The organism is Pseudoduganella sp. GCM10020061, from assembly GCF_042683405.1.
In the GTDB taxonomy this organism is placed as follows: domain Bacteria; phylum Pseudomonadota; class Gammaproteobacteria; order Burkholderiales; family Burkholderiaceae_D; genus Telluria.
In genome coordinates this window covers 15,062-37,772 of sequence record NZ_JBHUJS010000010.1, presented here as the reverse complement: position 1 = coordinate 37,772, position 22,711 = coordinate 15,062, and the positions used below count along the sequence as shown (strand labels likewise).

Below are 22,711 nucleotides of genomic sequence, written 5' to 3'. Positions count from 1 at the left end.
CGGGCCGCCGGACTTTTCAGTGAGGGAACGTACACAACCAGCCTTCCCGCTCAGCGCGCCAGCTTGCGCAGCCTGAACACGGCCAGGCTGCCGCGCAGGTTGGGCAGGAAGCGCACCACCTTGCCCTCGGCCAGCGCCACGCGCTCCAGCACTTCGAGGCCGCAGGCGCGCGCCAGGTCCTCGAAGTCGTAGATGGTGGCGTAGCGCACGTTGGGCGTGTCGAACCACTGGTAAGGCAGCAGCTTGGAGACCGGCATGCGGCCGCGCGCCAGCGCCAGCCGGTGCGGCCAGTAGGCGAAGTTGGGGAAGGAGACGATCGCTTCCCCGCCCACGCGCACGATATCGCGCAGCAGCGCTTCCACGTGCTGCATCATCTGCAGGGCGGACAGGCACAGCACCGTGTCGAAGGAGTTATCGGCGAACAGGCCGAGGCCCTGCTCGATGTCGTGCTGGATCACGCTGATGCCGCGCGCGGTGCTCCTCAACACCTGCTCGTCGTCCAGCTCGATGCCGTAGCCGGTGCACTGTTTGCCGGACTGGAGGTAGCGCAGCATGGCGCCATCGCCGCAGCCCACGTCCAGCACGTGCGCGTTCTTCGGGACCCAGTGTGCGATGAACGCGAGGTCGGGACGCAGGGTGGCCAGGTCTTCGAACTTCATTGCAGCTCTCCCCAGATGCGCTCGTAGTAGGCGCGGACCATGTTCATGTAGCGCGGGTCCTCCAGCAGGAAGGCGTCGTGGCCGTGCGGGGCGTCTATTTCGGCATAGGTGACGTTGCGGCGGTTCGCCACCAGCGCTTCCACGATCTCGCGGCTGCGCTCCGGCGAGAAGCGCCAGTCGGTGGTGAAAGATGCCAGCATGAAGTTGGCGCGGGTACTGGCCAGCGCCTTGGTCAGGTCGCCGCCGTGCTCGCGCGCCGGGTCGAAGTAGTCGAGCGCCTTGGTGATCAGCAGGTAGGTGTTGGCGTCGAAGTATTCGGAGAACTTGTCGCCCTGGTAGCGCAGGTAGGACTCGATCTCGAAATCGATGCCGAAGTCGAAGTTGTACTCATTGGTTTCGGCGGCGCTGCGCAGCTTGCGGCCGAACTTCTCCGCCATGTCGTCGTTGGACAGGTAGGTGATGTGGCCGATCATGCGCGCCACGCGCAGGCCGCGCTTGGGCACCACGCCGTGCGCATAGAAGTCGCCGTTGTGGAAGTCCGGATCGGACAGGATGGCCTGGCGCGCCACGTCGTTGAAGGCGATGTTCTGCGCCGACAGCTTGGGCGTGGACGCGATCACCATGCAGTGGCGCAGGCGGTCGGGGAAGCGGATGCTCCACGCCAGCGCCTGCATGCCGCCCAGCGAGCCACCCATGACGGCCGCGAACTGCTCGATGCCGAGCCGGTCGGCCAGGCGCGCCTGCGCGGCCACCCAGTCTTCCACGGTCACGACCGGGAACGATGCGCCGTACGGCTTGCCGGTGGCCGGGTTGTCGTGCATCGGGCCGGTCGAGCCGAAGCAGGAGCCGAGGTTGTTTACGCCGATCACGAAGAAGCGGTTGGTGTCGAGCGGCTTGCCGGGACCAACCATGTTGTCCCACCAGCCGGCGCTCTTCGGATTGTCCTGGTACACGCCGGCCACGTGGTGCGAGGCATTGAGCGCATGGCACACCAGCACGGCGTTTGACTTGTCCGCGTTGAGGGTGCCGTAGGTCTCATACATGAGCGTATAGCCGGCGATGCTCGCGCCGCTTTGCAGCGCCAGCGGTTCCGCAAAATGCATCGATTGCGGCGTGACGATTCCGATGGAGGACATGGGTCTTTCTTGAAACGCGCCTTACAGCGCCTGGAGTTGTTCTACCGCTTCCGCGATCGCCGCCGGTTCCATCGCGCGCAGGATGCGCCGGGTCTTGGCGGTCAGCACGCTGATGTCGCTGTTGAGGATTTCCTGCTTTACCGACAGCAGCTGGGCCGGATGCATCGAGAATTCGCGCAATCCCATGCCGAGCAGCAGGCGGGTGAGCTTGACGTCGCCCGCCATCTCGCCGCACACCGCCACGTCCTTGCCCGCCTTGTGGCCGGCGTCGATGGTCATCGCGATCAGGTGCAGCACGGCCGGGTGCAGCGGGTTGTACAGGTGCGCGACCTCGTAGTCGACGCGGTCGATCGCCAGCGTGTACTGGATCAGGTCATTGGTGCCGATCGAGAGGAAGTCGAGGCGCTTGACGAACATCGGCAGCGACAGCGCGGCGGCCGGGATCTCGATCATCGCGCCCACTTCCACATTCGGATCGAACTTGACGCCGCCCTCGAGCAGCTGCGCCTTGGCCTGCGCGATCATGGCTAGCGACTGGTCGATCTCGAACGCGTGCGCCAGCATCGGGATCAGGATGCGCACCTTGCCGAAGGCGGAGGCGCGCAGGATCGCGCGCAGCTGCGTCAGGAAGATCTGCGGCTCGGCCAGGCAGTAGCGGATCGCGCGCAGGCCCAGCGCCGGGTTCAGCGCAGTGTGCTCCATCTGGTCGAGCGGCTTGTCGGCGCCGATGTCGAGGGTGCGGATGGTGACCGGGCGGCCCTTCATCGCCACCACGGCCTTCTTGTACTGCTCGAACTGCTCGTCTTCGGTCGGCATCACGTGGCCGTGGCCCATGAACAGGAATTCGGAGCGGAACAGGCCGACGCCCTGCGCGCCGGAGTCGAGCGCGCCCGTGCAGTCGTCCGGCAGCTCGATATTGGCCAGCAGTGTGATCGGCGTGCCGTCCTTGGTAATGGCCGGGGTCTTTTTCAGCTTGAGCAGCTTCTTGCGCGCCTTCAGCTGGACGGCCTGGCGGGCGCGATACTGGTCCAGCACCAGCGCGCTCGGGTTGGCGATCACCACGCCGGCGTCGCCGTCGATGATGACCCAGTCGTCCTGCTCGATCAGGCGCGATGCCTGCGACATGCCGACCGCCGCCGGGATGTCGAGCGAACGGGCGACGATGGCGGTATGCGAGTTCTGGCCGCCGACGTCGGTGACAAAGCCGATGAAGGAGCCGTCGCGGAACTGCAGCATGTCGGCCGGCGAGATGTCGTGCGCGACGACGATCATCTGCGGCTGGAATTCCTCCGACAGCGCGGTCTGCACGGGCTTCAGCTGGGCGGTGCCCATCAGGACCTTGAGCACGCGCTCGGCGACCTGCTGGATGTCCGCCTTGCGCTCGCGCAGGTAAGGGTCTTCGATCTCGTCGAACTGCGCCGACAGCTCGTCGATCTGCGTCACCAGCGCCCATTCGGCGTTGTAGTGGCGGCTGCGGATGATGTCGAGCGGCGCTTCCGAGATCATCGGGTCGGACAGGATCAGGACGTGGACGTCGATAAAGGCGCCCAGCTCGGTCGGGGCGTCCTTGGGCAGCTCCGTCCACAGCGTCTGCAGCTCCTTGTGCACTTCGGCGAACGCGGCCTGCAGGCGCGCCACTTCGGCCTCGACCTGCTCTTCGGCCACCAGGTAGTGGCGCACGTCGAGCGCGGCCGGCGTCAGGATGTGCGCGCGGCCGATCGCGATGCCGCGCGAGACGGGAATGCCGTGGAGAGTGAACGAAGACATCGGCGCCAGGTCCAGCGGCATTACTCGCCTTCGCCGAACTTGTCGTTGATGAGGGCCGACAGCGCGGTGATCGCTTCCTGCTCGTCGGCGCCGTCGGCTTCCAGCGTGACCTTGGCGCCTTTGCCGGCCGCCAGCATCATCACGCCCATGATCGACTTGCCGTTGATGCGGCGCGCGTTACGGGTCAGGAAGATGTCGCTCTTGTAGCGGGCGGCGAGCTGGGTGAACTTGGCCGATGCCCGTGCGTGCAGGCCAAGCTTGTTGATAATTTCGATTTCGTGCTGGATCATCGTCTCAAAGGGTCAGGCTGTCATGGTGTTGTTGTTCGGGGGCGCTCAGCCTACGCGCACGCGGTTGTCGCAGCGGACCACGCCGTTCTGGCCGCCGGCCAGGGCCATCTCCACCACCACGTCGAGCGAGTCGCGGCGGTAGGTGATCGCGCGCAGCAGCATCGGCAGGCTGATGCCGGCGATGACTTCCACATGGCCGGCGTTGGCCAGCATGTCGCAGCAGTTGGCCGGCGTGCCGCCCTTGATGTCGGTGATGACCAGCACGCCGTCGCCGTCGTCCACGCGGCGGATCGCGGCGGTCGCCAGCTTGTTCACCTCCGCCAGGTCCTGGTCCGGCTGCACGTCGATTGCCTCGAAGTGCTCGGTGGGGCCGCGGAACACGTGCTCCACCGCGGACATGAATGCCTGTCCGAGCGGCGCGTGCGTCAAAAGTAAGATGCCTACCATGGTTTATCCGTTAACCTGCTGTTCCAGCGCGTCGATGAACATGGCCGCCACGTCAAAGCCGGTCTGGTCGAAGATCTCCTGGAAGCAGGTGGGGCTGGTCACGTTCACTTCGGTCAGGAAATCGCCAATCACATCTAATCCTACCAGCAACAGGCCACGCGCGGCCAGCGTGGGCCCAAGGGCCTCGGCGATCTCGCGGTCGCGGCCACCGAGGGGCTGCGCGACGCCGGTGCCGCCCGCGGCCAGGTTGCCGCGCACCTCGCCGGCCTGCGGAATGCGCGCCAGCGCGAACGGCACCGGCTTGCCGCCGATGACCAGCACGCGCTTGTCGCCCTTGACGATGGCGGGGATGTACTTCTGCGCCATGATCGTGCGCCGGCCCAGGTCGGTCAGCATCTCGATCACCGCGCCCAGGTTCATGCCGTCGTCCTTGACGCGGAAGATGCCGGCGCCGCCCATGCCGTCCAGCGGCTTGAAGATCACGTCGCCATGCTCGGCATGGAATTCGCGCAGGCGCGTGACGTCGGACGTCACCAGCGTCGGCGAGGTGAATTGCGAGAACTGCGCGATCGACAGCTTTTCGTTGTGGCTGCGGATGGCGGCGGGCTTGTTGAAGACGCGCGCGCCCTGCCCTTCGGCCAGCTCCAGCAGGTAGGTGGCGTACACGTACTCCATGTCGAAGGGCGGGTCCTTGCGCACGATGACCGCGTCGAAGGCGGACAGCTCGGTATCATCCTTGGGCGTGGCGCGGTACCAGTCGTCGGCCGCGCCGGTCAGGGTAACGTGCATGGCGCGTGCGGTCACCAGGCCCTCGGTCAGGCCCATGTCGGACTGCTCGAACGCGTACAGGGCGTGGCCGCGGCGGGCCGCCTCGCGCATCATCGCGAAGGTGGAGTCCTTGTAAGTCTTGAAACTGTCGAGCGGGTCGGCAAGGAAGGCGATCTTCATGGGAGGTTCCAATGGCGTTATCAACCTGATTTTAGCTGGAAACGCCACAGCCCGCCGGAGAGGGGGACTGTCCCTGGAAGGGACCGTCCCCAGCTTGAGAGGGGGACTGTCCCTGAAAGGGACCGTCCCCAGCTTTTCAGCATAGACTGGCTACTGGCTACGGACGGTAAAAAGCCGGGGACGGTCCCCTGCGGGGACAGTCCCCTTCCGTGCCTAGTAGACCTCGGGATTGGGGTCGGTGCGCTCCAGCTCGAGGGAGGCGGCCAGCAGCGCCAGCCGCGCCACCACGCCGTATACGTAGAAGCGGTTCGGGGCGGCGGTTCCCGGCTGGGCCTTGAGGTCCGGCACCGCATGCTGCTGCGCGAACGCCAGCGGCACGAACTTGGAGCCGGGCGCATTCAGGTTCTGGTCCACGCCCTTCTCCGCGTGGATGCGGTAGAAGCCGCCCACCACGTAGCGGTCGATCATGTACACCACCGGCTCGGCCACCGCGTCCTCGATGCTCTCGAAGGTCGGCACCCCTTCCTGCACGATCATCTCCGACACGGGGGCGCCGCCCTTCAGGCGCGGCATCGCGGCGCGGCGCGCGGCCAGGTCGCGGATCTCGCTGGCGTCGCGGATGGTCCAGATGCCGGTGCCGCAGGTGCCCTGCTCGGGCTTGACGATCACGAACGGCTTGAGCTCGCGCATGCCGTATTCCTTGTACTTCTTCTTGATCTTGGAGAGCACCTGCGAGACGCTGTCGGCCAGGCATTCGACGCCGTCGTTCTCCTCCAGGTTCACGTTCGCGCACTGGGCGTGGAAGGGATTGATCATCCACGGGTCCACGCCGATCAGCTTGCCGAACTTCTTGGCCACCTCGTCATAGGCGGTGAAGTGGTTGCTCTTGCGGCGAATCGCCCAGCCGGCGTGCAGGGCCGGGAGCACCGCCTGCTCGTGCAGGTTTTCCAGGATCGGCGGGATGCCGACCGACAGGTCGTTGTTCAGCAGGATGGTGCACGGATCGAAGTCGGCCAGGCCGAGGCGGCGGCCGTTGGGCGAGCGCACCAGCGGCTCGACCACCAGCATGTTCCCGTCAGGCAGCGCCAGCGGCGTCGGCTGGGTGATCTCCGGGTCGAGCGAGCCGAAACGCACGTGCAGGCCGGTCTGGCGGAAGATCTGCATCAGGCGGGCCAGGTTCTGCAGGTAGGACGCGCCGCAGGGACGGGTTTCCGGGATCACCAGCAGGTTGCGCGCATCGGGGCAGTACTTGTCGATCGCGGCCATCGCCGCCTGCACCGCCAGCGGCAGCATCTCGGTGGCCAGGTGGTGGAATCCGCCCGGGAACAGGTTGGTGTCCACCGGCGCCAGCTTGAAACCGGCGTTGCGCAGGTCAACCGAGGCGTAGAACGGCGGGGTATGTTCCTGCCACTCGAGGCGGAACCAGCGTTCGATGGCCGGCGTGGCTTCGAGGATTTTCTTTTCCAGGTCGAGCAACGGGCCGGTCAGGGCCGTGGCGAGATGGGGAACCATGCAGTTGCGTCCTTAGGGTCTGTCAGTTATCAAACACACATATCGGGCCGGATTGGTCGATTAAAAGGCCTCAGTGCAATCATTTCGGTTCATCCCCACCCACCGGCATGATACCAGCCCGGAAATGGGGACAGACCCCATTTTTCGGAAATGGGGTCTGTCCCCATTTCTGGGTCTGTCCCCATTTCTGGCCTAGAATGAATGGCAACGCCGGCACGTGGCCGGCGACCGCTTCAAGGAGATAAGAATGGAATGCCCAGTCTGCAAGAACGTGCAGCTTCTGATGTCCGACCGCCAGGGCATCGAAATCGACTATTGCCCGAACTGCCGCGGGGTCTGGCTCGACCGCGGTGAGCTGGACAAGATCATCGAGCGCTCGATGGGACAGCCCGCCGCCGCGCCGGCCGCGGCAGCGCCGGCGCCGGGAACCGGCTGGGGACACACGCCCCCGCCGCAGACCCCGTACCCGCAGCACCAGCAGGCGCAGCACCAGCCGCCGCAGCACCAGCACGGCTACCCGCATCCGCATCACGGCTATCACAAGAAGAAGAAGCGCGAGGGCTTCCTGGGCGAGCTGTTCGACTTCGATTGACCGGGCGGAGCCGGGGAGCGCGTCCGTATTACGCGTGGTATGCCGACTCGCCATGGCTGGTGATGTCCAGCCCTTCGCGCTCCTCTTCCTCCGGCACGCGCAAGCCCAGCAGCACGTCCGCCACTTTGTAGGCGATGTATGCGACCAGCGCCGACCACACCACCGTGACGCCCACCGCCTTGGCCTGCGTGAGCAGTTGCCCCGCGATCGAGTACTCGGCCGACGCCTGGTTGGCCACGTAGTCGAAGATGCCCTGCCCGCCCAGCCCGGGCGCGGCGAAAACTCCGGTCAGCAGCGCGCCAACGATGCCGCCCACGCCGTGCACGCCGAACACATCGAGCGAATCGTCCGCACCGATCATGCGCTTGAGCCCATTCACGCCCCACAGGCAGGCCAGCCCGCCCACCAGGCCGATCGCCAGCGCCCCGCCCGGCCCGACAAAGCCGCATGCCGGCGTGATCGCGACCAGTCCCGACACGGCGCCCGACGCGGCACCCAGCAGCGAAGGCTTGCCCTTGGCCGTCCATTCGCCGATCACCCACGACACGGTGGCGGCGGCAGTCGCCAGCAGCGTGTTGATGAAGGCCAGCGCCGCGATGTCGTTCGCCTCCAGCGCGGAGCCTGCGTTAAAGCCGAACCAGCCCACCCACAGCAGCGAGGCGCCCACCATGGTCAGCGCCAGTGAATGCGGCGCCATCGATTCGCGTCCGTAACCGATGCGCTTTCCGATGACGACCGAGCCGACCAGGCCTGCGACGGCGGCGTTGATGTGCACCACGGTGCCGCCCGCGAAATCGAGCGCGCCCATCTGCCACAGCCAGCCCGCGCCGTCCGTGGTGGCGGCAAGCGTCGCCGCATCGGTGATCGCATCCGGGCCGGCCCAGAACCACACCATGTGGGCGACCGGCAGGTAGCCGAAGGTGAACCAGAGCGCCGTGAACAGCAGGATCGCCGAAAAGCGTGCGCGCTCGGCGAATGCGCCCACGACCAGGCCGCAGGTGATGGCCGCGAACGCGCCCTGGAACGCGACGAAGATGAACTCGGGGATCACGACGCCCTTGCTGAACGTGGCCGCGTAGCTGAACGCGCCGCTGGCCGGGTCCCAGATCCCGGCCAGGAACAGCCGGTCGAGCGAGCCGATGAAGGGCGAACCGGCGGTGAACGCGAGCGAGTAGCCGTACGCGAACCACAGCACGATCACGACCGAGAAGATCATCAGCACCTGCAGCAGCACCGACACCATGTTCTTGGAACGCACCAGGCCGCCGTAGAACAGCGCCAGCCCGGGGATCGCCATCATGATGACCAGCAGGGTCGAGACGAACATCCAGGCGGTATCGCCCTTGGCCGGGATGGGCTTGACCACGACGGCCTCCTGCGCCGGTGCAGCGGCGGGGGCGGGTGCGACGGTTTGCCCAGCTGCCGCCACCGCATCGGCAGGCGGCGCCGCGCTCGCCGGGCCGGCGCCCTGCAGCGCGAACGCGGCCACCGCCGCCAGAACCAGCATGCGCAGCCAGTACGCGAAATGTGTGCTCATGGATGCTCTCCTCACAGTGCGTCGTTGCCGGTTTCACCAGTGCGGATGCGCACCACGTGCTCGATGTTGGTCACGAAGATCTTGCCGTCGCCGATCTTGCCGGTGCGCGCCGCCTTTTCGATGGTCTCGATGGCCAGCTCGGCCAGGCCGTCGTCCACCGCGGCCTCGATCTTGGTCTTGGGCAGGAAGTCGACGATGTATTCGGCGCCCCGGTACAACTCGGTGTGCCCTTTCTGGCGTCCGAAGCCCTTCACTTCGGTCACGGTAATGCCCTGGACGTTGATGTCCGACAGGGCTTCCCTCACTTCGTCCAGCTTGAACGGCTTGATGATGGCGGTGATGAGTTTCATGCGCGGGGTCTCCTAGAAGGTGGTGGTGGCGGTCAGGACCAGCCCGGTCTTGCCGAGGTTGCGTCCGCCGGGTCCGGTGTAGCTCCCGGTATCGGTGCCGACCACGGAAAGCGAGACCGAAGCGGGCCCGATGGTCTTGGTGAGGCCTGCCCGGTAGTCGTTGTAGCTGAGCGCGCCATGCCCGTTGACGCGCTGGCGGCCGGCGTGCAGGTTCAGCACCAGCCCGCCGCGCAGCGGAAAGCTGGCGCCGAGGTCGAGGTAGCCGCTGTGCTTGCTGTCGGGCGTGCCGAACAGGTTGCTGTACGCATGCGAATACTTGACGGTGACCGGGCCGTAGCCGCCCTGGACGTACACTTCGCGCGTGTTCGGGTTGGTCGCGAGCGCGCTGGACGGGTAGACGTAGGCCAGCACGCCGGCGTCATAGCTGAACCGGCCCACGGTGCCGCGCTTGCCGGCGTAGACATCCATTTCGGTGCGCGACTCGCCGCCCGCATCGGCAATCCAGCGAATGCCGGACAGCCAGGCGCCCACGTACAGGCCGCTTGGGTTGTGCACCAGGTCCGCTCCGCCCTGCAGTGCCGGCCGCAGCCGCGACTGGGAATTGCCGCGATAGCGGTAGTCGCTGGCGAGAGACGCATTGAAACTGAGCTGCGTCGGCGGCGTGTCCTGCGCCATGGCAGGGCTGGCGCACCATCCCGGCACCAGCAATCCCAGCGGTAGCATACGGAGCATCATCGTATTCATCACCTCTCCTTGAGTTTTGATTACAATCGTGGCTGGCATGCGAAAGCATCCACATACCGTTTAGCAGGAGTCGTGCCAGCGCAGTCCGCGCGCGCTCCACAGGGAACGCGGCATCCTGCGACGCACCAAATGAAGGCCGCTGCACCGCAACAGTGCGGCCGAAAGGACACTATGGACATGAACAGCTTCTTCAACGACCTGCAGGGCAAGATCAACCAGGTGATCGAAAACTCGCCCGCCAAGGACATTGAAAAGAACGTCAAGGCGATGATGACCCAGGGCTTCTCCAAGCTCGACCTGGTCACCCGCGAGGAATTCGACATCCAGGCGCAGGTACTGGCCAAGACCCGCTCACGCCTCGAAGCGCTGGAACTGCGCATCGCCGAGCTGGAAGCGCGACTCGCACCCCAAGAGCCGTAACCCCAAGCGCGTGGCAGCCGCCGCCAGTCCGGTGCCAGAGGACGCCCTGTTCGAGGGCGCGGGAGAAGTCCGCGCCCGGTTCCGCCAGGTCGACTGGGCCGGGAGCCCGCTCGGGCCATCCGCCGCATGGCCGGCCGCGCTGCGCAATACCATTTCGCTGATCCTGGGTTCGCGCTTCCCGATGTTCGTGGCGTGGGGCCCGCAGCACCACTTTTTCTATAACGACGCCTACGCGTACCTGCTGACGGACCGCCACCCGGCCGCGCTGGGCGAGCCGCTCCAGCAGGTCTGGCCGGAGCTGTGGCCGCACGTGCGCCCGCTGATCGAGCGCACCTTGCAAGGGGAATCCATCCTTGGCGAAGACGTCAGGCGCACGTTCCGGCGCGCCGACGGCGTCTACGAAAGCACCTTCACCCTCGCCTACTCCCCGGTGCGTGTCGACGACGGCCGGGTGGGCGGGGCCTACTGCGCAATTTTCGAAACCACGGCGCGCCTGAACATCCAGCGGCGCCGCGAATTCCAGCTCGAGCTGGCCGACAGCCTGCGCCTGCTGGACAGCGTGCGCGAAGTCACCGACACCGCGACGGCCATGCTGGCCGGGCACATGCAACTGTCGCGCGCCGAGTATCGCGAGCACCTGCGCCTGGATCGCACCGTGGTGCTGGCCGACGCGCAGGCAGACCCGGCCTGGAGCGGCGAGGATGCGCGCGGACTGATCGCCGTTCCCGCCGGCGACCAGGGTGGCGCCGGCGGCCACGTGCTGCTGGCGTTCGACGACAAGCCGCGCAACTGGACCACCGACGAAGTGGCGCTGCTGCAGGAGGTGGCCGAGCGGGTGCGCAACGCCGTGGACCGCGCCCGCGCGGAAGAGCAGCGCGCCGCCGCCGAGGAACGCCTGCGCGAAGGGATGGGCGCGGCGCGCATGCTGATCTGGGAGTGGGAGCTGGCCAGCGGCAGGGCGAGCTTCTCGGCCAATGCACGCGAAATCCTTGGCACCGATGTGGTGCAGATGTCGGACATCTGGCAATCGCTTCCGGAGCAGGACGTCGAGCGCCTCAAGCGCGCCTACGCCGATGCGATCGAATCCAGCGGGTCGTACCAGGAAGTCATCACCTACCGCCGGCCCGACAACGGTGAAACGATCTGGCTGGACGTGCACGGCAAGGTGCGGCGCGATGCGATGGGCGCGCCGGTGGCCATGCGTGGGGTGACGGTGGACGTGACGGCGCGCATGCGTACCCAGTTCGGCCTGCAGCGCGCCGAAGCGCGCCAGTCGTTCCAGCTGAACCTGACGGACCGCCTGCGCGCGCTGTCCGATACGTCGCGCATCTTCCAGACCACGACGGAACTGGTGGGCCGCCACCTCGGGGTGGCGCGGGTCGTCTGCGGCAACTACGACTGCGAGCAGCAGACCCTCGCCTTCCATTCCAACTACACCGACGGATCGGTGGCCGAGCTGCTCGGCACCTATCCCGCGGCGGCATTCGGGAGCGCGAACTTCGCCACGCTCGAAGCCGGCGCCACCTGGACCAGCGCGGACATGCGCAACGACCCGCGCACGGGCGCGCCGGACGTCTGGCCGACCTTCGAGCAGATCGATGCCCATGCCGCCATCGTGGTGCCGCATACGCGCCACGGCGCCCTGATCGCGTGCCTGATCGTGGCGTCCGCCGAGCCGCGCATCTGGCACCCGGACGACGTGGCGCTGGTCGAGGATGCCGCCGGGCGCATGTGGGCAGCGATCGAACGCGTGCGCGCCGAGGAAGCGCTGATGCTGGCGGACCGCCGCAAGGACCAGTTCCTCGCCATGCTCGCGCACGAACTGCGCAATCCGCTGGCGCCGATCAGCGCCGCCGCCGAGCTGCTCAGGCTGCCGGGCGTGCCGCCATCGCGGGTCTCCACCACTGCCGACATCATCTCGCGCCAGGTACGCCACATGACCGGCCTGGTGGACGACCTGCTCGACGTCTCGCGCGTCACCAGTGGCCTGGTGGGGCTGGAACTGGGCAGCGTGGACGTGCGCCACGTGGTCGCCGACGCGGTGGAGCAGGTGCGTCCGCTGATCGAGGCGCGCCGCCATCGCTGCACGGTGGAGACGCCGTCCGGCGCGGCGCTGGTGGAAGGCGACTACAAGCGGCTGGTGCAGGTGCTGGCCAACCTCCTGAACAACGCGGCCAAGTACACGCCCGAGGAAGGCACCATCAAGGTTACGCTCGAGACCCCGGGGTCACAGATACTGCTGAAAGTGAGCGACAACGGCATGGGCATGGCGGCCGGGCTGCTGCCGCATGTGTTCGAGCTGTTCGCGCAGGCGGAGCGCACGCCGGACCGCACCCAGGGCGGGCTTGGGATCGGCCTGGCGCTGGTGCGTACGCTGGTGGAACTGCATGGCGGCACCGTGTCGGCCAGCAGCCCGGGCCTGGGACAGGGCAGCGAGTTCGTGGTGCGCCTGCCGGCCGCGACGCCCGACCTCGACACGGACACCGACGCGGGAATGCAGCGGTCCGCCGCGGCGGCCGAAGCGCAGCGCATCATGCTGGTCGACGATAACGTCGACGGCGCGCAGATGCTGGCCATGTACCTGGAGGCGTGCGGCCACACCGTGTCGGTGCGCCACAGCGCGTTCGAAGCGCTCGCCCTGGCGCAGGCCGACACCTTCGACGTGTTCCTGCTCGATATCGGCTTGCCCGGCATGGACGGCAACGAACTGGCGCGGCAGCTGCGCGCCACGGATGCAGCCAGCGATGCCCTGCTGGTCGCGATCACCGGCTACGGCCAGGAATCGGACAAGGCGCTGGCGGTGGAAGCAGGTTTCGACTACTTCTTCGTCAAGCCGGTGGAGCCGGCCGCGATCGCCGAGATCCTGTCCGGCGGCAGGCGCCTGCCCTAGGGCTTACCCGGACGTGCGCCGAGCAACGACAGCGCGGCGCCCAGCACCACGTCGGCCTGCGCGCCGTCGAAATCCTCGTGCTTCTTTTTCTTGACACCGAGTTCGCCCAGCTGCAGGTGGTGGTCGGGCGTGACGCCCTGGCGAGACAGGCACTGGCGCGCGCATGCCATCGCGCAGCCGTCGATGGCAAGGATGGTGCGGCCCGACTGCGCCACCTTGACCAGCGGCGCGACGTCCCCGCCCACGCCGGCGATACAGCTCATCTCCGCGGCCTGCATGCGATCCAGGCGGAGCGCCACGTGGTTGGCCAGCTGCGCCGCGCTGGAACAGCCGGAGCACGAATACACCAGCGGCAGCGTTTTCGCGCCGGTCGCCATCTCGCCTCCCCTAGCGCCTGCGGCGGCGGCGCGACCCCAGGCCGGCAGCCAGGTCGAATACCGACAGGTCGAGGCTGTCCAGCGTGTTCTTGAATAGCAGGCCCAGTTCGGTGTCGCCCTCCAGCACGAGGCGGCGGCTGAAGAACAGCGTGTCCGGGTCTTCCTCGCGGCGCGCCATCCGCCACAGGTCCTGCGCTGAGGCGCGGATGGTCAGCTCCGGCTGCGCGCCCGCCGTGCCCGCTGCGAAGCCGGCGCCGCGCCAGGTGAAGTCGAAGACCAGCTTCGCGTCCTGCACGGCCAGCCGTAGCGCCCTGCCCTCGAGCGCGGCGCGCACGTCGGCCGGCAGGTGCCGCGCCAGCGCCAGGTTCAGGGCGCGCGCGAACAGCCACGAACCCGGGTAGGCGGGCAGCCGCCCCAGCACGCCGGCCACGCCGGCGGGGATGATGAACGATGCGGGCGGTGCGGTCCTCATGCTGCCTCCGCCACGGTCCGGTGCAATGCGATGCCCGGCTCGCCGAACCAGTAGCCATTGCATTCGGCGCCCACCAGGTGCGGCGCGATCCGGCGCCTGGCTTCGGCAGTATCGATCGCGCCGCGGCGCGCCAGGTCGAAGGCGGCGATGATGTCGGCCGTGCCGGAAGACTGTGGGCTGATGCGCGCCACGTCGACGCCAATCCCGCGCATGTCCGCCAGCTCCGCGACCAGGTTGTGCACCGATGCCGATTGGGTCTGGATACCGTTCAGCACCAGGAACGGCTGGCCTTCGCGCGTGTTCAGGAGCAGACCGTCCGGATGCTCCATGCAGGAGAAGCGGCAGTCGTCCTTGGGCAGGTTCAGCTTGCGCGCGGTGAAGCAGCGGGCCGAAAACGCGAGCGGCATGCGGCCGAAGGCGAACACCTCGGTCTCCATCCCGGCCGCCATGCCCGCGCGCATGCCAAGCAGTTGGGCGCGGCCCAGTTCGAGCGGCATCACCCAGCGGCGCGCGCCCGTGCGGGCGTAGGTCGCCAGGGCCGGCGGATTGTAGATGTTCAGGTGCGGGCCGGCCACATACGGAGCGCCGTCCAGGCAATGCACGGCGCCGACGTCGTTGGCTTCGACGCCGAAGCGGCCGTTGGCGACCAGCTTGCGCAGCGCGCCCAGTTCGCTGTTCGATTCGATCAGCGCCTGCGAAGACAGCACCACTTCCTTGCCGTTGGCTGCGAGCAGGTCGGCCACATCGAGCCAGTCGTCCAGCCGCATCTCGTGGCGGCGCGAGCACACCGTCTCGCCGATGTAGACGATGTCGACCGCGCTTTCGGCGATCACCTGGTAGAACTCGAACAGCGTTTCGCGCGCCCAGTAGGTCAGCACGGGGCCGAGGGACAGCTTCAGCATATTTTCCTGTCGGGTGAAATTCGGGGTCATTTCCATTTGCGGTGATAGGCGCCGAGCGTGTGCTGGCGCCCTTCCGCGACCTGGTTGAGGGCGGCCATCCAGTCCGGCCGCACGGAGTAGCGCTGGATGTTGTCGCGGCACATGTCGATCGCCTCGCGCCATGCCCGCGTCACCTGCGCCACATAGGCAGGGCTGCGCTGGCGGCCCTCGATCTTCACCGCGCGCACGCCCAGCCTGATCAGCTGCGGCAGCAGTTCGATGGTGTTCAGGCTGGCCGGCTCCTCGATCGCGTAATACTCTTCGCCTTCCACCTCGAAGCGTCCCTTGCACAGGGTCGGGTAGCTGGCGTTCTCGCCGTCGGCATAGCGGTCGATCAGCACGCCGGACAGGCGCGCCTCCAGGCCCTTGGGCGCCTGCTCCCAGCGCACCGCGCGCGCCGGCGAGCAGACGCCGTGCGTGTTGGGCGACTCGCCGGTGGCATACGAGGACAGCGCGCAGCGCCCCTCCGCCATCACGCACAGGCTGCCGAAGCCGAATACCTCGATCTCGACCGGTGTGTGGCCGATCAGCTGGCCGACCTGCGTCATCGACAGCACGCGCGGCAGCACCGCGCGCTGGATGCCGAAATGCTTGTGATAGAAGTTGATGGCTTCGTAGTTGGTGGCCGAGCCCTGCACCGACAGGTGCAGGCGCAGGGCCGGATGGTGCTCCGCGGCGTAGGCCATCAGCGCCGGATCGGCCATGATCAGCGCGTCGATGCCGGCGCCGGCGGCGCGGTCGACCGCCTGTCGCCAGGTCTTCCAGTTGTCGGCCTGCGGATAGGTGTTCAGCGCCAGCAGTACCTTGCGGCCCATCGCATGGGCATACGCGATGCCTTGCGCGATCTGGGCGTCGTCGAAATTCAGGCCGGCGAAATTGCGCGCATTGGTGGCGTCGCGAAAGCCGAGGTAGACACAGTCGGCGCCGTTGTCGATGGCGGCCTTGAGGGCCGGCAGGCTGCCGGCGGGGCACACCAGTTCGATGGAAGCAGCAGGCGGGGCGGCCGCTGCCGGTGATGCAGTAAGGGTCATGCCAGTTCCAGGTAAGGACCAGCCGAAACTATACGAGCCGGTCCCGGCGCTGTCCTTAAGCTGCTTTAACGATTTGCGTCACCGCCCGCCATGTCGACGGCGGTGATCATCGCGGCCTCCACCTGCGCGCGCGTGATCCGGCCTTCCCGGAACGCGCGCTGCACGCCGTCCGGGCCATACAGAATGCTGGTCGGGTAGGCGCGCGCGCCGAACTGCGCCAGGTCCGACGGGGCACCGGTCACGATCGGGTAAGAGACCTTGAGCTGGCTGGCGAACGCCTTCACGCGGCGCGCGTCCGCGCCGTCCGCCGCCAGGCCGATGACGACCAGGTCGCGGCGTGCGCGCGCCAGGCTGTCGAGCTCCGGCATCTCGGCCACGCAGGGGCTGCACCAGGTCGCCCAGATATTCACCAGCACCCACTTGCCATGGTGCGCAGCGAGCGAATGACGCACCCCGGCGGTATCGACCAGCGCAAAGTCGGCTGCCTGCGCGCCGACTGCGGCGAGCGCGAGCAGCGCGGAACAGGCGTAGCGCTTCATGGCATCTCCCAATTCGTTCACAGGTGGCCGGACAGGCCGGCGACAAAGCTGCGGTCCGCGCCGATCTGGACGCCGGTGACCTTGCGGTACAGCGCGTGCTGGTAGAACGCATAGACCTGCATGTTGCGCCCGACCGCGTAGGACACGCCGGGGCTTGCATACAGCGCGCGGCTGCCGGTGTCGGCTGGCTCGGCCTGTGCGCCGCTGTCGGATCGCTTGTGGAGGAAGTTCAGCTGTGCCAGCACGCCCCAGCTGGCGCCCAGGCCATGGCGGTAGCCCAGGTCCGCGCCCAACTGCGCCCCCGGCTTGTAGCCATCGTGGCTGCCCAGCGCGTGCTGGTAGCTGCCCTGCACGAACCAGGACGCATCGCGCGCGGCGAATTTCTGGTGATGGAAGGCGCCCAGCATCAGGTCGGTGGTGCCGGTCCCGGGCTGCAGCGAACGCTCGGCCGTGCCGCTTTGCGCGTTGTCGATGCCGGTACGGCCGGTGGGCAGCTTAAGCCCGAAGGTGACGCCGTTGGTGCTCGGATTGAGCGGATCGCCGATGCCGGCGAACTGGTAGCGGCCGGCCACGCGCACGTCGCCCAGGCTGGTGAACTTCCATGCGTCGTGGACCTGGGCGCCGTGGTGGTTGTGGACATGCCTGTGGTCGCGCTGCATCACGGGCAGCGTGGCTTCGACTCCCCATCCGTTGCCGAAATTGCGGCTGTAGGTGCCGACCATGTTGCGGTTCAGCGTTGACTGCTCGTCGTGGTGGCGGTGGATCTGGCCGAACGCGACCCGGTCGCTGCCCGCGTAGGGCTGGTCCTGGTGCATGTATTCGTAGCGCAGGTCGAATGCGGAACCGGCTTCGAGCATTGCGCTCTGGGTGGTCCAGTTGGTGTTGACCGCGCAGAAGGAGGCGCCACAGCTGGCAAAGACAAGCGATGGAAGGGCTGCGGCGAGTGCGGCAGCGAGTGTGGTGGCGGAGCGTTTCATGATGATTGGGAAGCGGTTGGTTGGGATTCGGTGCGGCACATGCGGTGCGCGGTGAATTCATCGTATGCGGCGCGGCGCGCCGAATTCCTTGATGTAAGTCAAATTTCCAAGAAGCGACACCCGGCCCATCAGTATTTTTTCTGAACTCGAAATTTTTTGATCTGAGTCAATTTTTTAAGATGTATCCGAAATGTATGATTGATCCGTGTCCAAGAGTAGCAAGAAGATCCGGTGCCTGGCACCGAACAACCAAGGTGATAAAAATGAAACGTAAATTGACTTCCCAAGCCGTCGCAGCACTGATCCTGGGCGCAGCCGCCCTCGTCCCCGCCTACGCCCAGCAGCACGCCGGCGGTCATGGCGGAAGCGCCAATGTCGAATACCGTCCGACCGTGACGTTCACGCTGCGCACCGATATCGCAGACGGCAAGCTGGTGTTCATGGGCGACACCGGACCGCTGACAGGCAAGGCCAATCCGGAACTGCGCGTGCCGGTCGGCGCGATCGTGCAGATCAACCTGGTCAACGGCGACGGCGCCACCCACGACATCTCGGTGCCCGATTTCAACGCCAAGTCGAACCAGCTGAACGACAAGGGCGCATCGACCTCGATCGTGTTCAAGGCCGACAAAAAAGGTGAGTTCACCTATATCTGCACCCTGCCCGGCCACGTCGCCGCCGGCATGATCGGCAAACTGATCGTGGGCGATCCGGTCGCCAAGGCTGCGCCGAAAGCGGCCGACATCTCGGCCAATCCGATGGAAGTGGGCAAGCCGGTCGGCAAGCGCGGCCCGCAAAAGCTGACCGTCAACCTGGATACCACCGAAGTTACTGGCCAGCTGACCGACGGCTCGACCTACAAGTACTGGACCTTCAACAGCAAGGTGCCGGGCCCGTTCATCCGCGTGCGCGTGGGCGATGAAGTCACGGTCAACATGTCGAACGCCAAGGACAGCAAGATGATCCACTCGGTCGACTTCCACGCCGTGACCGGTCCTGGCGGCGGCGCCGCTTCGACCCAGGCCGCGCCTGGCAGCACCAAGTCGTTCACGTTCAAGGCGATCAATCCCGGCCTGTACGTGTACCACTGCGCCACGCCGATGGTGGCCCAGCACATCTCGAACGGCATGTACGGCATGATCCTGGTCGAACCGGAAGGCGGCCTGCCGAAGGTCGACCGCGAGTTCTACGTGATGCAGGGCGAGCTGTACACCGCGCAGCGCCACGGCACCCCCGGCGAGAACGAATTCTCGCTCGACAAGCTGCTGGCCGAGCAGCCGGAACACCTGGTCTTCAACGGCAACCACGATGCGCTGACCAAGACGCACCGCATGGAAGCCAACGTGGGCGAGAACGTGCGCATCTTCTTCGGTGTCGGCGGTCCCAACATGACTTCCAGCTTCCACGTGATCGGCGAAGTGTTCGACAACGTGTACCAGCTGGCCGACCTGACCTCGCCTCCGCTGCACAATGTGCAGACCACCACGGTGGCGCCGGGCGGCGCGACGATGGTCGAGTTCAAGGTCGATGTGCCGGGCCGCTACATCCTGGTCGACCACGCGCTGTCGCGCCTGGAGAAAGGTCTGGCAGGCTTCCTGTACGTGAAGGGCGCCGAGAACCCATCGATCTTCCGCGCGCACACCAAGCCTGACGGCGATTCGGGTCACTGATCCACGCCGGGCATGACAGGGACCCGCCCGCGAGCGGGTCCTTTTTTATTCGTAGCTACCCATCCAGAGGTCCCACATGGCCCACCCACGCATCGATCCGCGCGAATTCCTCAAGCGCCTGCCCCTGTTCAGCGACTTCGCCGTTGACGAACTCAACGCCATTGCCGCGGCCACCACGGAGCAGCACGTCCCGCGCGGCACCGCCGTCTTCCAGCGCGGCGATCCCTGCAACGGCTTCCACACCGTGATCTACGGCCAGGTCAAGCTCGGCTTCGTCTCGGTGCAGGGCAACGAGAAGATCGTCGAGGTGGTCGGGGCCGGACACAGCTTCGGCGAAGCGCTCATGTTCATGGAGCGCCCCTATATCCTCAACGCGCACGCGCTGGCCGACACGCTGCTGCTGCACATTTCCAAGCATGCCGTGTTCGATGAACTGGAGCGCAATCCGGTACTGGCGCGGCGCATGCTGGCGGGGATGAGCCGCCGCCTGCACGGCCTGATCTCGGACGTCGAGTCCTATTCGCTGCGCTCGGGGAGCCAGCGCATCGTGGGCTACCTGCTGAAGGAAGAACCGGAAGGCGACGGCGCGCAGGTGGTGCTCGGGATGAGCAAGAAGATGCTGGCTTCGCGCCTGAACCTGACCCCGGAATATTTCTCGCGCGTCCTGCACGAGCTGGTGGACAAGGGCATGATCGCGGTGCGCGGCCGCGAGATCACGATCCTCGACATCGAGCGCTTACGCGCGTTCGAGGGCTGATTCGCGCGCAATGCGGCGATAGCGCAAGGCGGCGCCGCACAGGTCCGCCGCCAGCCAGCCGCAAGCCGCGCACAGCGCCAGGCCGCCGGCGCGGGCCAGCGCAGCCGGTGCCACTGTCGCGGCAGCGAGCAGCCCGGTGGCGCCCGCGTGCAGCCAGAACTGCATCCTGGCGCGCCGTTCGGTGATCCACTGCTGCGTCCCCGGCAGCCTGGCCTTCGGCACGCCCTGCTGCTGAAGGTGATACCACAGCAGGAATGGCACGATCTTGTACAGCATGCCATTCACCGCTCCCATTGCGACGCCTCCGATGAACAGCACCGCCACCAGCAGTTCGCGCCATGGCGCGCCGCTGCCGGGCCACAGGTAGACGGCGGTGCATGTGGCCAGGCTGCCCATCGACAGGCGCCAGTACAGCGTGGTCGCATCGGCGGCGGGACGCTTGCGGCGGGCCAGCAGCCAGAGCGTGACGCCGGCAAAGCCCAGTATGCACAGCGCGACGGCAACGCCGGCGCCGCCAGCCCAGGGCGCATTCGACAGCGTTGCATAGCTCCACAGCGCGAGCGCGGCGGCCAGCAAGGGCGGCAAGGCAAAGGTGAATTTATCCGGATAGGCGGGGGTGGCCTGGAACATCGGGATCACCTGGTAGGCCACGCAGATCACGAGCATCAGGACCCAGCCGATCAATCCCCAGCCGGCATGAACTTCGGTGACGGCCAGCGCGGGCAGGCTGGTCCAGCCTCCCAGGAATAGCGCCAGCAGGATTCCCATCACGACGGTCAGCGCAAGCGCGCCGATGGCCAGCCGCATGCCGCCGACCATGGCCAGCGCGCCGGCCGGCGCGCGCCGCGAAAGCGCAACGGCAAACACGCCACACAACACGAGGAAGGCCAGCGCCAGCACGGCGGCGGCCGGACCGAACAGCTGCGGCATCCCGGACAGCAGTGCGCCAGCCAGCAGCAGCGTGCCGGCGCACAGCGCAGGCCAGGCGACCATGGCGGCCAGCCGGCCGCCCGGCACCGTGAAGCCGGCCACCACCGGCAGCATCTGCAGGAGCGCGCCGGCCATGGTCATGGCCAGGAAACCCAGCGTGAGCAGGTGGGTGAGCGCGACGGTCACGGGCGACCAGCGCGTGGCCAGCGCGTCCGCGCCCTGCCATGCCAGCAGCAGGCCGGCGCCCAGCCCGAACCAGGGCGCCGTCAGCAGGAAGCGCAGCGGCACCGACAGCGACGGGGTGTCGCCCAGGGACAGTGCACGCCGCACTATGGTGCGGGCGTGATCAGGATGTCGTAGATGCCATCGTCGCGCAGGATGGCTTCGTAGCGGTCGCCGTTACGTTCCAGGATGCGGTAGAGCGGGCGCGGCTCGCGGTCGATCAGCATGCGCAGGCGCTGCCCGGGTCCGATGTCGGCCAGTGCTTCCAGCACGCGTTCCATGGGTTCGGGCGGCATCAGGCCGCAAACGTCGAGGACGATTTCGGTGGCGTCGTGTTGTCCGGGCATAGGTCAGGTAAATGGTAGTGGGTTCTTGGTGACGGCGACGGCCACGATGTAGCCGAATGTGGCCAGGGCGGCGAGGTAGCCGGCGGTGCGCAGCCGCAGCGTCGGCCCTTTCAGCGCCAGGGTGCCGAGCAGGATGTAGGCGACCAGCGCCACCACCTTGGCGGTCAGCCATGGTTGCTCGAATGGATACTGCGCGCTCCACGCCGCCAGGCCGATCGCACTTGCCAGCAGCAGCGAATCGACCAGGTGCGGCAGCGTGCGCACCCAGCGCCGCGCCAGCATGTCCGATCCAAGCATCATCCAGCCGCCGCGCAGCAGGAACAAGCCGCCCGAAAGCGCGGCGCAGGTCATGTGGAAGTGCTTGAGTGCGAAGTAGTCCATGGTTCAGCCGGTCGTGGTCAATAACCGCGATTGTGCCATTGGAACGGCCTGCTGGGCCGGAATCAGCACCGCCGCGAGCGGCAGCGCATCGAGTTCCTCCAGGAAGGCCCGGGTGGCGCGTGCCAGCGATCGCTTCAGGATGCAAGTCGGGGACAGGGAGCACTGGTTGCGCGCCTCGTCGAAGCACTCGACCATCATGAAGTCCGGCTCGGTCAGGCGCACCACTTCGCCGACCGTGATCTCGCCCGGGTCGCGCGCCAGGCGCAGGCCGCCGGTGCGGCCGCGCACGGTCGCCACCAGGCGCGCCACCGCCAGGCGGTGCACCACCTTGCTCAGGTGGTTGCGCGATATCCCGTGCATGGTGGCGATTTCCTGAATCGTGACCAGGCGGCCGCGGTGGGCGCCCAGGTACATCAGGACGCGCAGCGCATAGTCGGTGTAGTCGGTGAGGCGCATGGCGGGTCTCCCCAGTGCGGTCGGTCAGGAAATGATGCGGAAATCGATCATGACCGCGCCGGGCTCGCGCGCGACGTAGGCCATCTCGATGCGCGGGCCGAAGTAGTTGTCCAGCTGGGACAGCAGCGGCAGCGGATCGTGATCGTTCATGAAGCGCATGGTCTCGCCCGGATTGAGGGCGTTCAGAGCGCCGAAAATGGCCGCATGGCGGAAGCGGCGGGCCACGCCGCGGGCGTCGAATTCGTAGACGCCCGCTTCAATGGAGGGAGTGGAGCAATCGTGAGGCATGATGTGTCTTTCAGTTCGGTCGAAAAAAACG

The 22,711-nt window shown here is 67.0% G+C and carries 26 protein-coding genes; 5 read left to right on the top strand and 21 right to left on the bottom strand.

Features of this window, described 5'->3' with window-relative positions; genetic code table 11:
* Positions 1-50: 50 nt before the first annotated feature.
* The 7 genes from metW to gshA all read right to left on the bottom strand — a co-directional run bounded on the left by metW (position 51) and on the right by gshA (position 6,759).
* Positions 51-659, bottom strand: a complete 609-nt coding sequence (gene metW / locus ACFSQR_RS13240) for a methionine biosynthesis protein MetW (RefSeq protein WP_377730339.1) — start codon at positions 657-659, stop codon at positions 51-53.
* Positions 656-1,762: a homoserine O-acetyltransferase gene (locus ACFSQR_RS13235; protein ID WP_377730593.1), complete on the bottom strand. Its 1,107-nt coding sequence runs from the start codon at positions 1,760-1,762 to the stop codon at positions 656-658. Before ACFSQR_RS13235 ends, metW begins: the two co-directional genes overlap by 4 nt.
* Before the next feature lie 54 nt (positions 1,763-1,816).
* Complete coding sequence (gene ptsP, locus ACFSQR_RS13230; protein WP_377730592.1) at positions 1,817-3,562, bottom strand: phosphoenolpyruvate--protein phosphotransferase; 1,746 nt, start codon at positions 3,560-3,562, stop codon at positions 1,817-1,819.
* A 20-nt stretch (positions 3,563-3,582) separates the two neighbouring features.
* The gene (locus ACFSQR_RS13225; RefSeq protein ID WP_377730338.1) at positions 3,583-3,852 is read right to left on the bottom strand and encodes an HPr family phosphocarrier protein; all 270 of its coding nucleotides are present in this window, start codon (positions 3,850-3,852) and stop codon (positions 3,583-3,585) included.
* Positions 3,853-3,897: 45 nt separating this feature from the next.
* Positions 3,898-4,299, bottom strand: coding sequence for a PTS sugar transporter subunit IIA (locus ACFSQR_RS13220; protein WP_377730337.1), 402 nt, complete (start codon positions 4,297-4,299; stop codon positions 3,898-3,900).
* A 3-nt stretch (positions 4,300-4,302) separates the two neighbouring features.
* Positions 4,303-5,247, bottom strand: a complete 945-nt coding sequence (gene gshB / locus ACFSQR_RS13215) for a glutathione synthase (RefSeq protein WP_377730336.1) — start codon at positions 5,245-5,247, stop codon at positions 4,303-4,305.
* A 213-nt stretch (positions 5,248-5,460) separates the two neighbouring features.
* Positions 5,461-6,759, bottom strand: coding sequence for a glutamate--cysteine ligase (gene gshA / locus ACFSQR_RS13210; RefSeq protein WP_377730335.1), 1,299 nt, complete (start codon positions 6,757-6,759; stop codon positions 5,461-5,463).
* Between the two features lie 247 nt (positions 6,760-7,006).
* Between gshA and ACFSQR_RS13205 the strand changes: the two genes are divergently transcribed.
* Positions 7,007-7,351 (top strand): zf-TFIIB domain-containing protein, encoded by a 345-nt coding sequence (locus ACFSQR_RS13205; protein WP_377730334.1) that lies wholly within the window; start codon positions 7,007-7,009, stop codon positions 7,349-7,351.
* Positions 7,352-7,379: 28 nt separating this feature from the next.
* On the opposite strand, the gene ACFSQR_RS13200 is transcribed toward ACFSQR_RS13205, so the two are convergent.
* From ACFSQR_RS13200 to ACFSQR_RS13190, 3 genes are read right to left on the bottom strand one after another with little or no spacing between them, the layout of a single operon-like run.
* Entirely contained in the window at positions 7,380-8,888 is a 1,509-nt protein-coding gene (locus ACFSQR_RS13200) for an ammonium transporter (protein WP_377730333.1), read from the bottom strand.
* An 11-nt stretch (positions 8,889-8,899) separates the two neighbouring features.
* A complete protein-coding gene (locus ACFSQR_RS13195) occupies positions 8,900-9,238 on the bottom strand; it encodes a P-II family nitrogen regulator (RefSeq protein WP_377730332.1) in 339 nt (112 codons plus the stop codon).
* Between the two features lie 12 nt (positions 9,239-9,250).
* Complete coding sequence (locus ACFSQR_RS13190) at positions 9,251-9,982, bottom strand: TorF family putative porin (protein WP_377730330.1); 732 nt, start codon at positions 9,980-9,982, stop codon at positions 9,251-9,253.
* Between the two features lie 171 nt (positions 9,983-10,153).
* Between ACFSQR_RS13190 and ACFSQR_RS13185 the strand changes: the two genes are divergently transcribed.
* Both ACFSQR_RS13185 and ACFSQR_RS13180 read left to right on the top strand, forming a co-directional pair.
* Positions 10,154-10,402 (top strand): accessory factor UbiK family protein, encoded by a 249-nt coding sequence (locus ACFSQR_RS13185; RefSeq protein WP_377730329.1) that lies wholly within the window; start codon positions 10,154-10,156, stop codon positions 10,400-10,402.
* 10 nt (positions 10,403-10,412) lie between these two features.
* A complete protein-coding gene (locus tag ACFSQR_RS13180) occupies positions 10,413-13,292 on the top strand; it encodes an ATP-binding protein (RefSeq protein ID WP_377730328.1) in 2,880 nt (959 codons plus the stop codon).
* Here the strand turns inward: ACFSQR_RS13180 and ACFSQR_RS13175 are convergent.
* The 6 genes from ACFSQR_RS13175 to ACFSQR_RS13150 all read right to left on the bottom strand — a co-directional run bounded on the left by ACFSQR_RS13175 (position 13,289) and on the right by ACFSQR_RS13150 (position 17,629).
* Positions 13,289-13,669 (bottom strand): putative zinc-binding protein, encoded by a 381-nt coding sequence (locus ACFSQR_RS13175; RefSeq protein WP_377730327.1) that lies wholly within the window; start codon positions 13,667-13,669, stop codon positions 13,289-13,291. The two genes, ACFSQR_RS13180 and ACFSQR_RS13175, sit on opposite strands and share 4 nt — an antisense overlap.
* 10 nt (positions 13,670-13,679) lie before the next feature.
* Positions 13,680-14,141 carry an SCP2 domain-containing protein gene (locus ACFSQR_RS13170; protein ID WP_377730325.1) on the bottom strand — a complete coding sequence of 154 codons (462 nt, stop codon included), beginning with the start codon at positions 14,139-14,141 and terminating at the stop codon, positions 13,680-13,682.
* Complete coding sequence (locus ACFSQR_RS13165) at positions 14,138-15,043, bottom strand: U32 family peptidase (protein ID WP_377730324.1); 906 nt, start codon at positions 15,041-15,043, stop codon at positions 14,138-14,140. Before ACFSQR_RS13165 ends, ACFSQR_RS13170 begins: the two co-directional genes overlap by 4 nt.
* A 26-nt stretch (positions 15,044-15,069) precedes the next feature.
* Positions 15,070-16,113: a peptidase U32 family protein gene (locus ACFSQR_RS13160; RefSeq protein ID WP_377730322.1), complete on the bottom strand. Its 1,044-nt coding sequence runs from the start codon at positions 16,111-16,113 to the stop codon at positions 15,070-15,072.
* Between the two features lie 65 nt (positions 16,114-16,178).
* Positions 16,179-16,652, bottom strand: coding sequence for a TlpA family protein disulfide reductase (locus ACFSQR_RS13155; protein ID WP_377730319.1), 474 nt, complete (start codon positions 16,650-16,652; stop codon positions 16,179-16,181).
* Positions 16,653-16,669: 17 nt separating this feature from the next.
* On the bottom strand, positions 16,670-17,629 hold the full coding sequence (locus ACFSQR_RS13150; RefSeq protein ID WP_377730318.1) for a transporter: 960 nt from the start codon (positions 17,627-17,629) through the stop codon (positions 16,670-16,672).
* 263 nt (positions 17,630-17,892) lie between these two features.
* Between ACFSQR_RS13150 and nirK the strand changes: the two genes are divergently transcribed.
* Positions 17,893-19,299, top strand: coding sequence for a copper-containing nitrite reductase (nirK, locus tag ACFSQR_RS13145; RefSeq protein WP_377730316.1), 1,407 nt, complete (start codon positions 17,893-17,895; stop codon positions 19,297-19,299).
* Between the two features lie 76 nt (positions 19,300-19,375).
* Positions 19,376-20,056: a Crp/Fnr family transcriptional regulator gene (locus tag ACFSQR_RS13140; protein ID WP_377730315.1), complete on the top strand. Its 681-nt coding sequence runs from the start codon at positions 19,376-19,378 to the stop codon at positions 20,054-20,056.
* On the opposite strand, the gene ACFSQR_RS13135 is transcribed toward ACFSQR_RS13140, so the two are convergent.
* The 5 genes from ACFSQR_RS13135 to ACFSQR_RS13115 are packed head-to-tail and all read right to left on the bottom strand — an operon-like array spanning position 20,036 to position 22,680.
* Positions 20,036-21,316 (bottom strand): permease, encoded by a 1,281-nt coding sequence (locus tag ACFSQR_RS13135; RefSeq protein WP_377730313.1) that lies wholly within the window; start codon positions 21,314-21,316, stop codon positions 20,036-20,038. The two genes, ACFSQR_RS13140 and ACFSQR_RS13135, sit on opposite strands and share 21 nt — an antisense overlap.
* A complete protein-coding gene (locus tag ACFSQR_RS13130; protein ID WP_377730311.1) occupies positions 21,316-21,555 on the bottom strand; it encodes a DUF2249 domain-containing protein in 240 nt (79 codons plus the stop codon). Before ACFSQR_RS13130 ends, ACFSQR_RS13135 begins: the two co-directional genes overlap by 1 nt.
* 3 nt (positions 21,556-21,558) lie before the next feature.
* Positions 21,559-21,936 carry a SirB2 family protein gene (locus ACFSQR_RS13125; protein WP_377730310.1) on the bottom strand — a complete coding sequence of 126 codons (378 nt, stop codon included), beginning with the start codon at positions 21,934-21,936 and terminating at the stop codon, positions 21,559-21,561.
* Positions 21,937-21,939: 3 nt separating this feature from the next.
* Positions 21,940-22,392, bottom strand: coding sequence for an RrF2 family transcriptional regulator (locus ACFSQR_RS13120; RefSeq protein ID WP_377730309.1), 453 nt, complete (start codon positions 22,390-22,392; stop codon positions 21,940-21,942).
* 24 nt (positions 22,393-22,416) lie between these two features.
* Complete coding sequence (locus ACFSQR_RS13115; RefSeq protein ID WP_377730308.1) at positions 22,417-22,680, bottom strand: DUF2249 domain-containing protein; 264 nt, start codon at positions 22,678-22,680, stop codon at positions 22,417-22,419.
* Between the last annotated feature and the right edge of the window lie 31 nt (positions 22,681-22,711).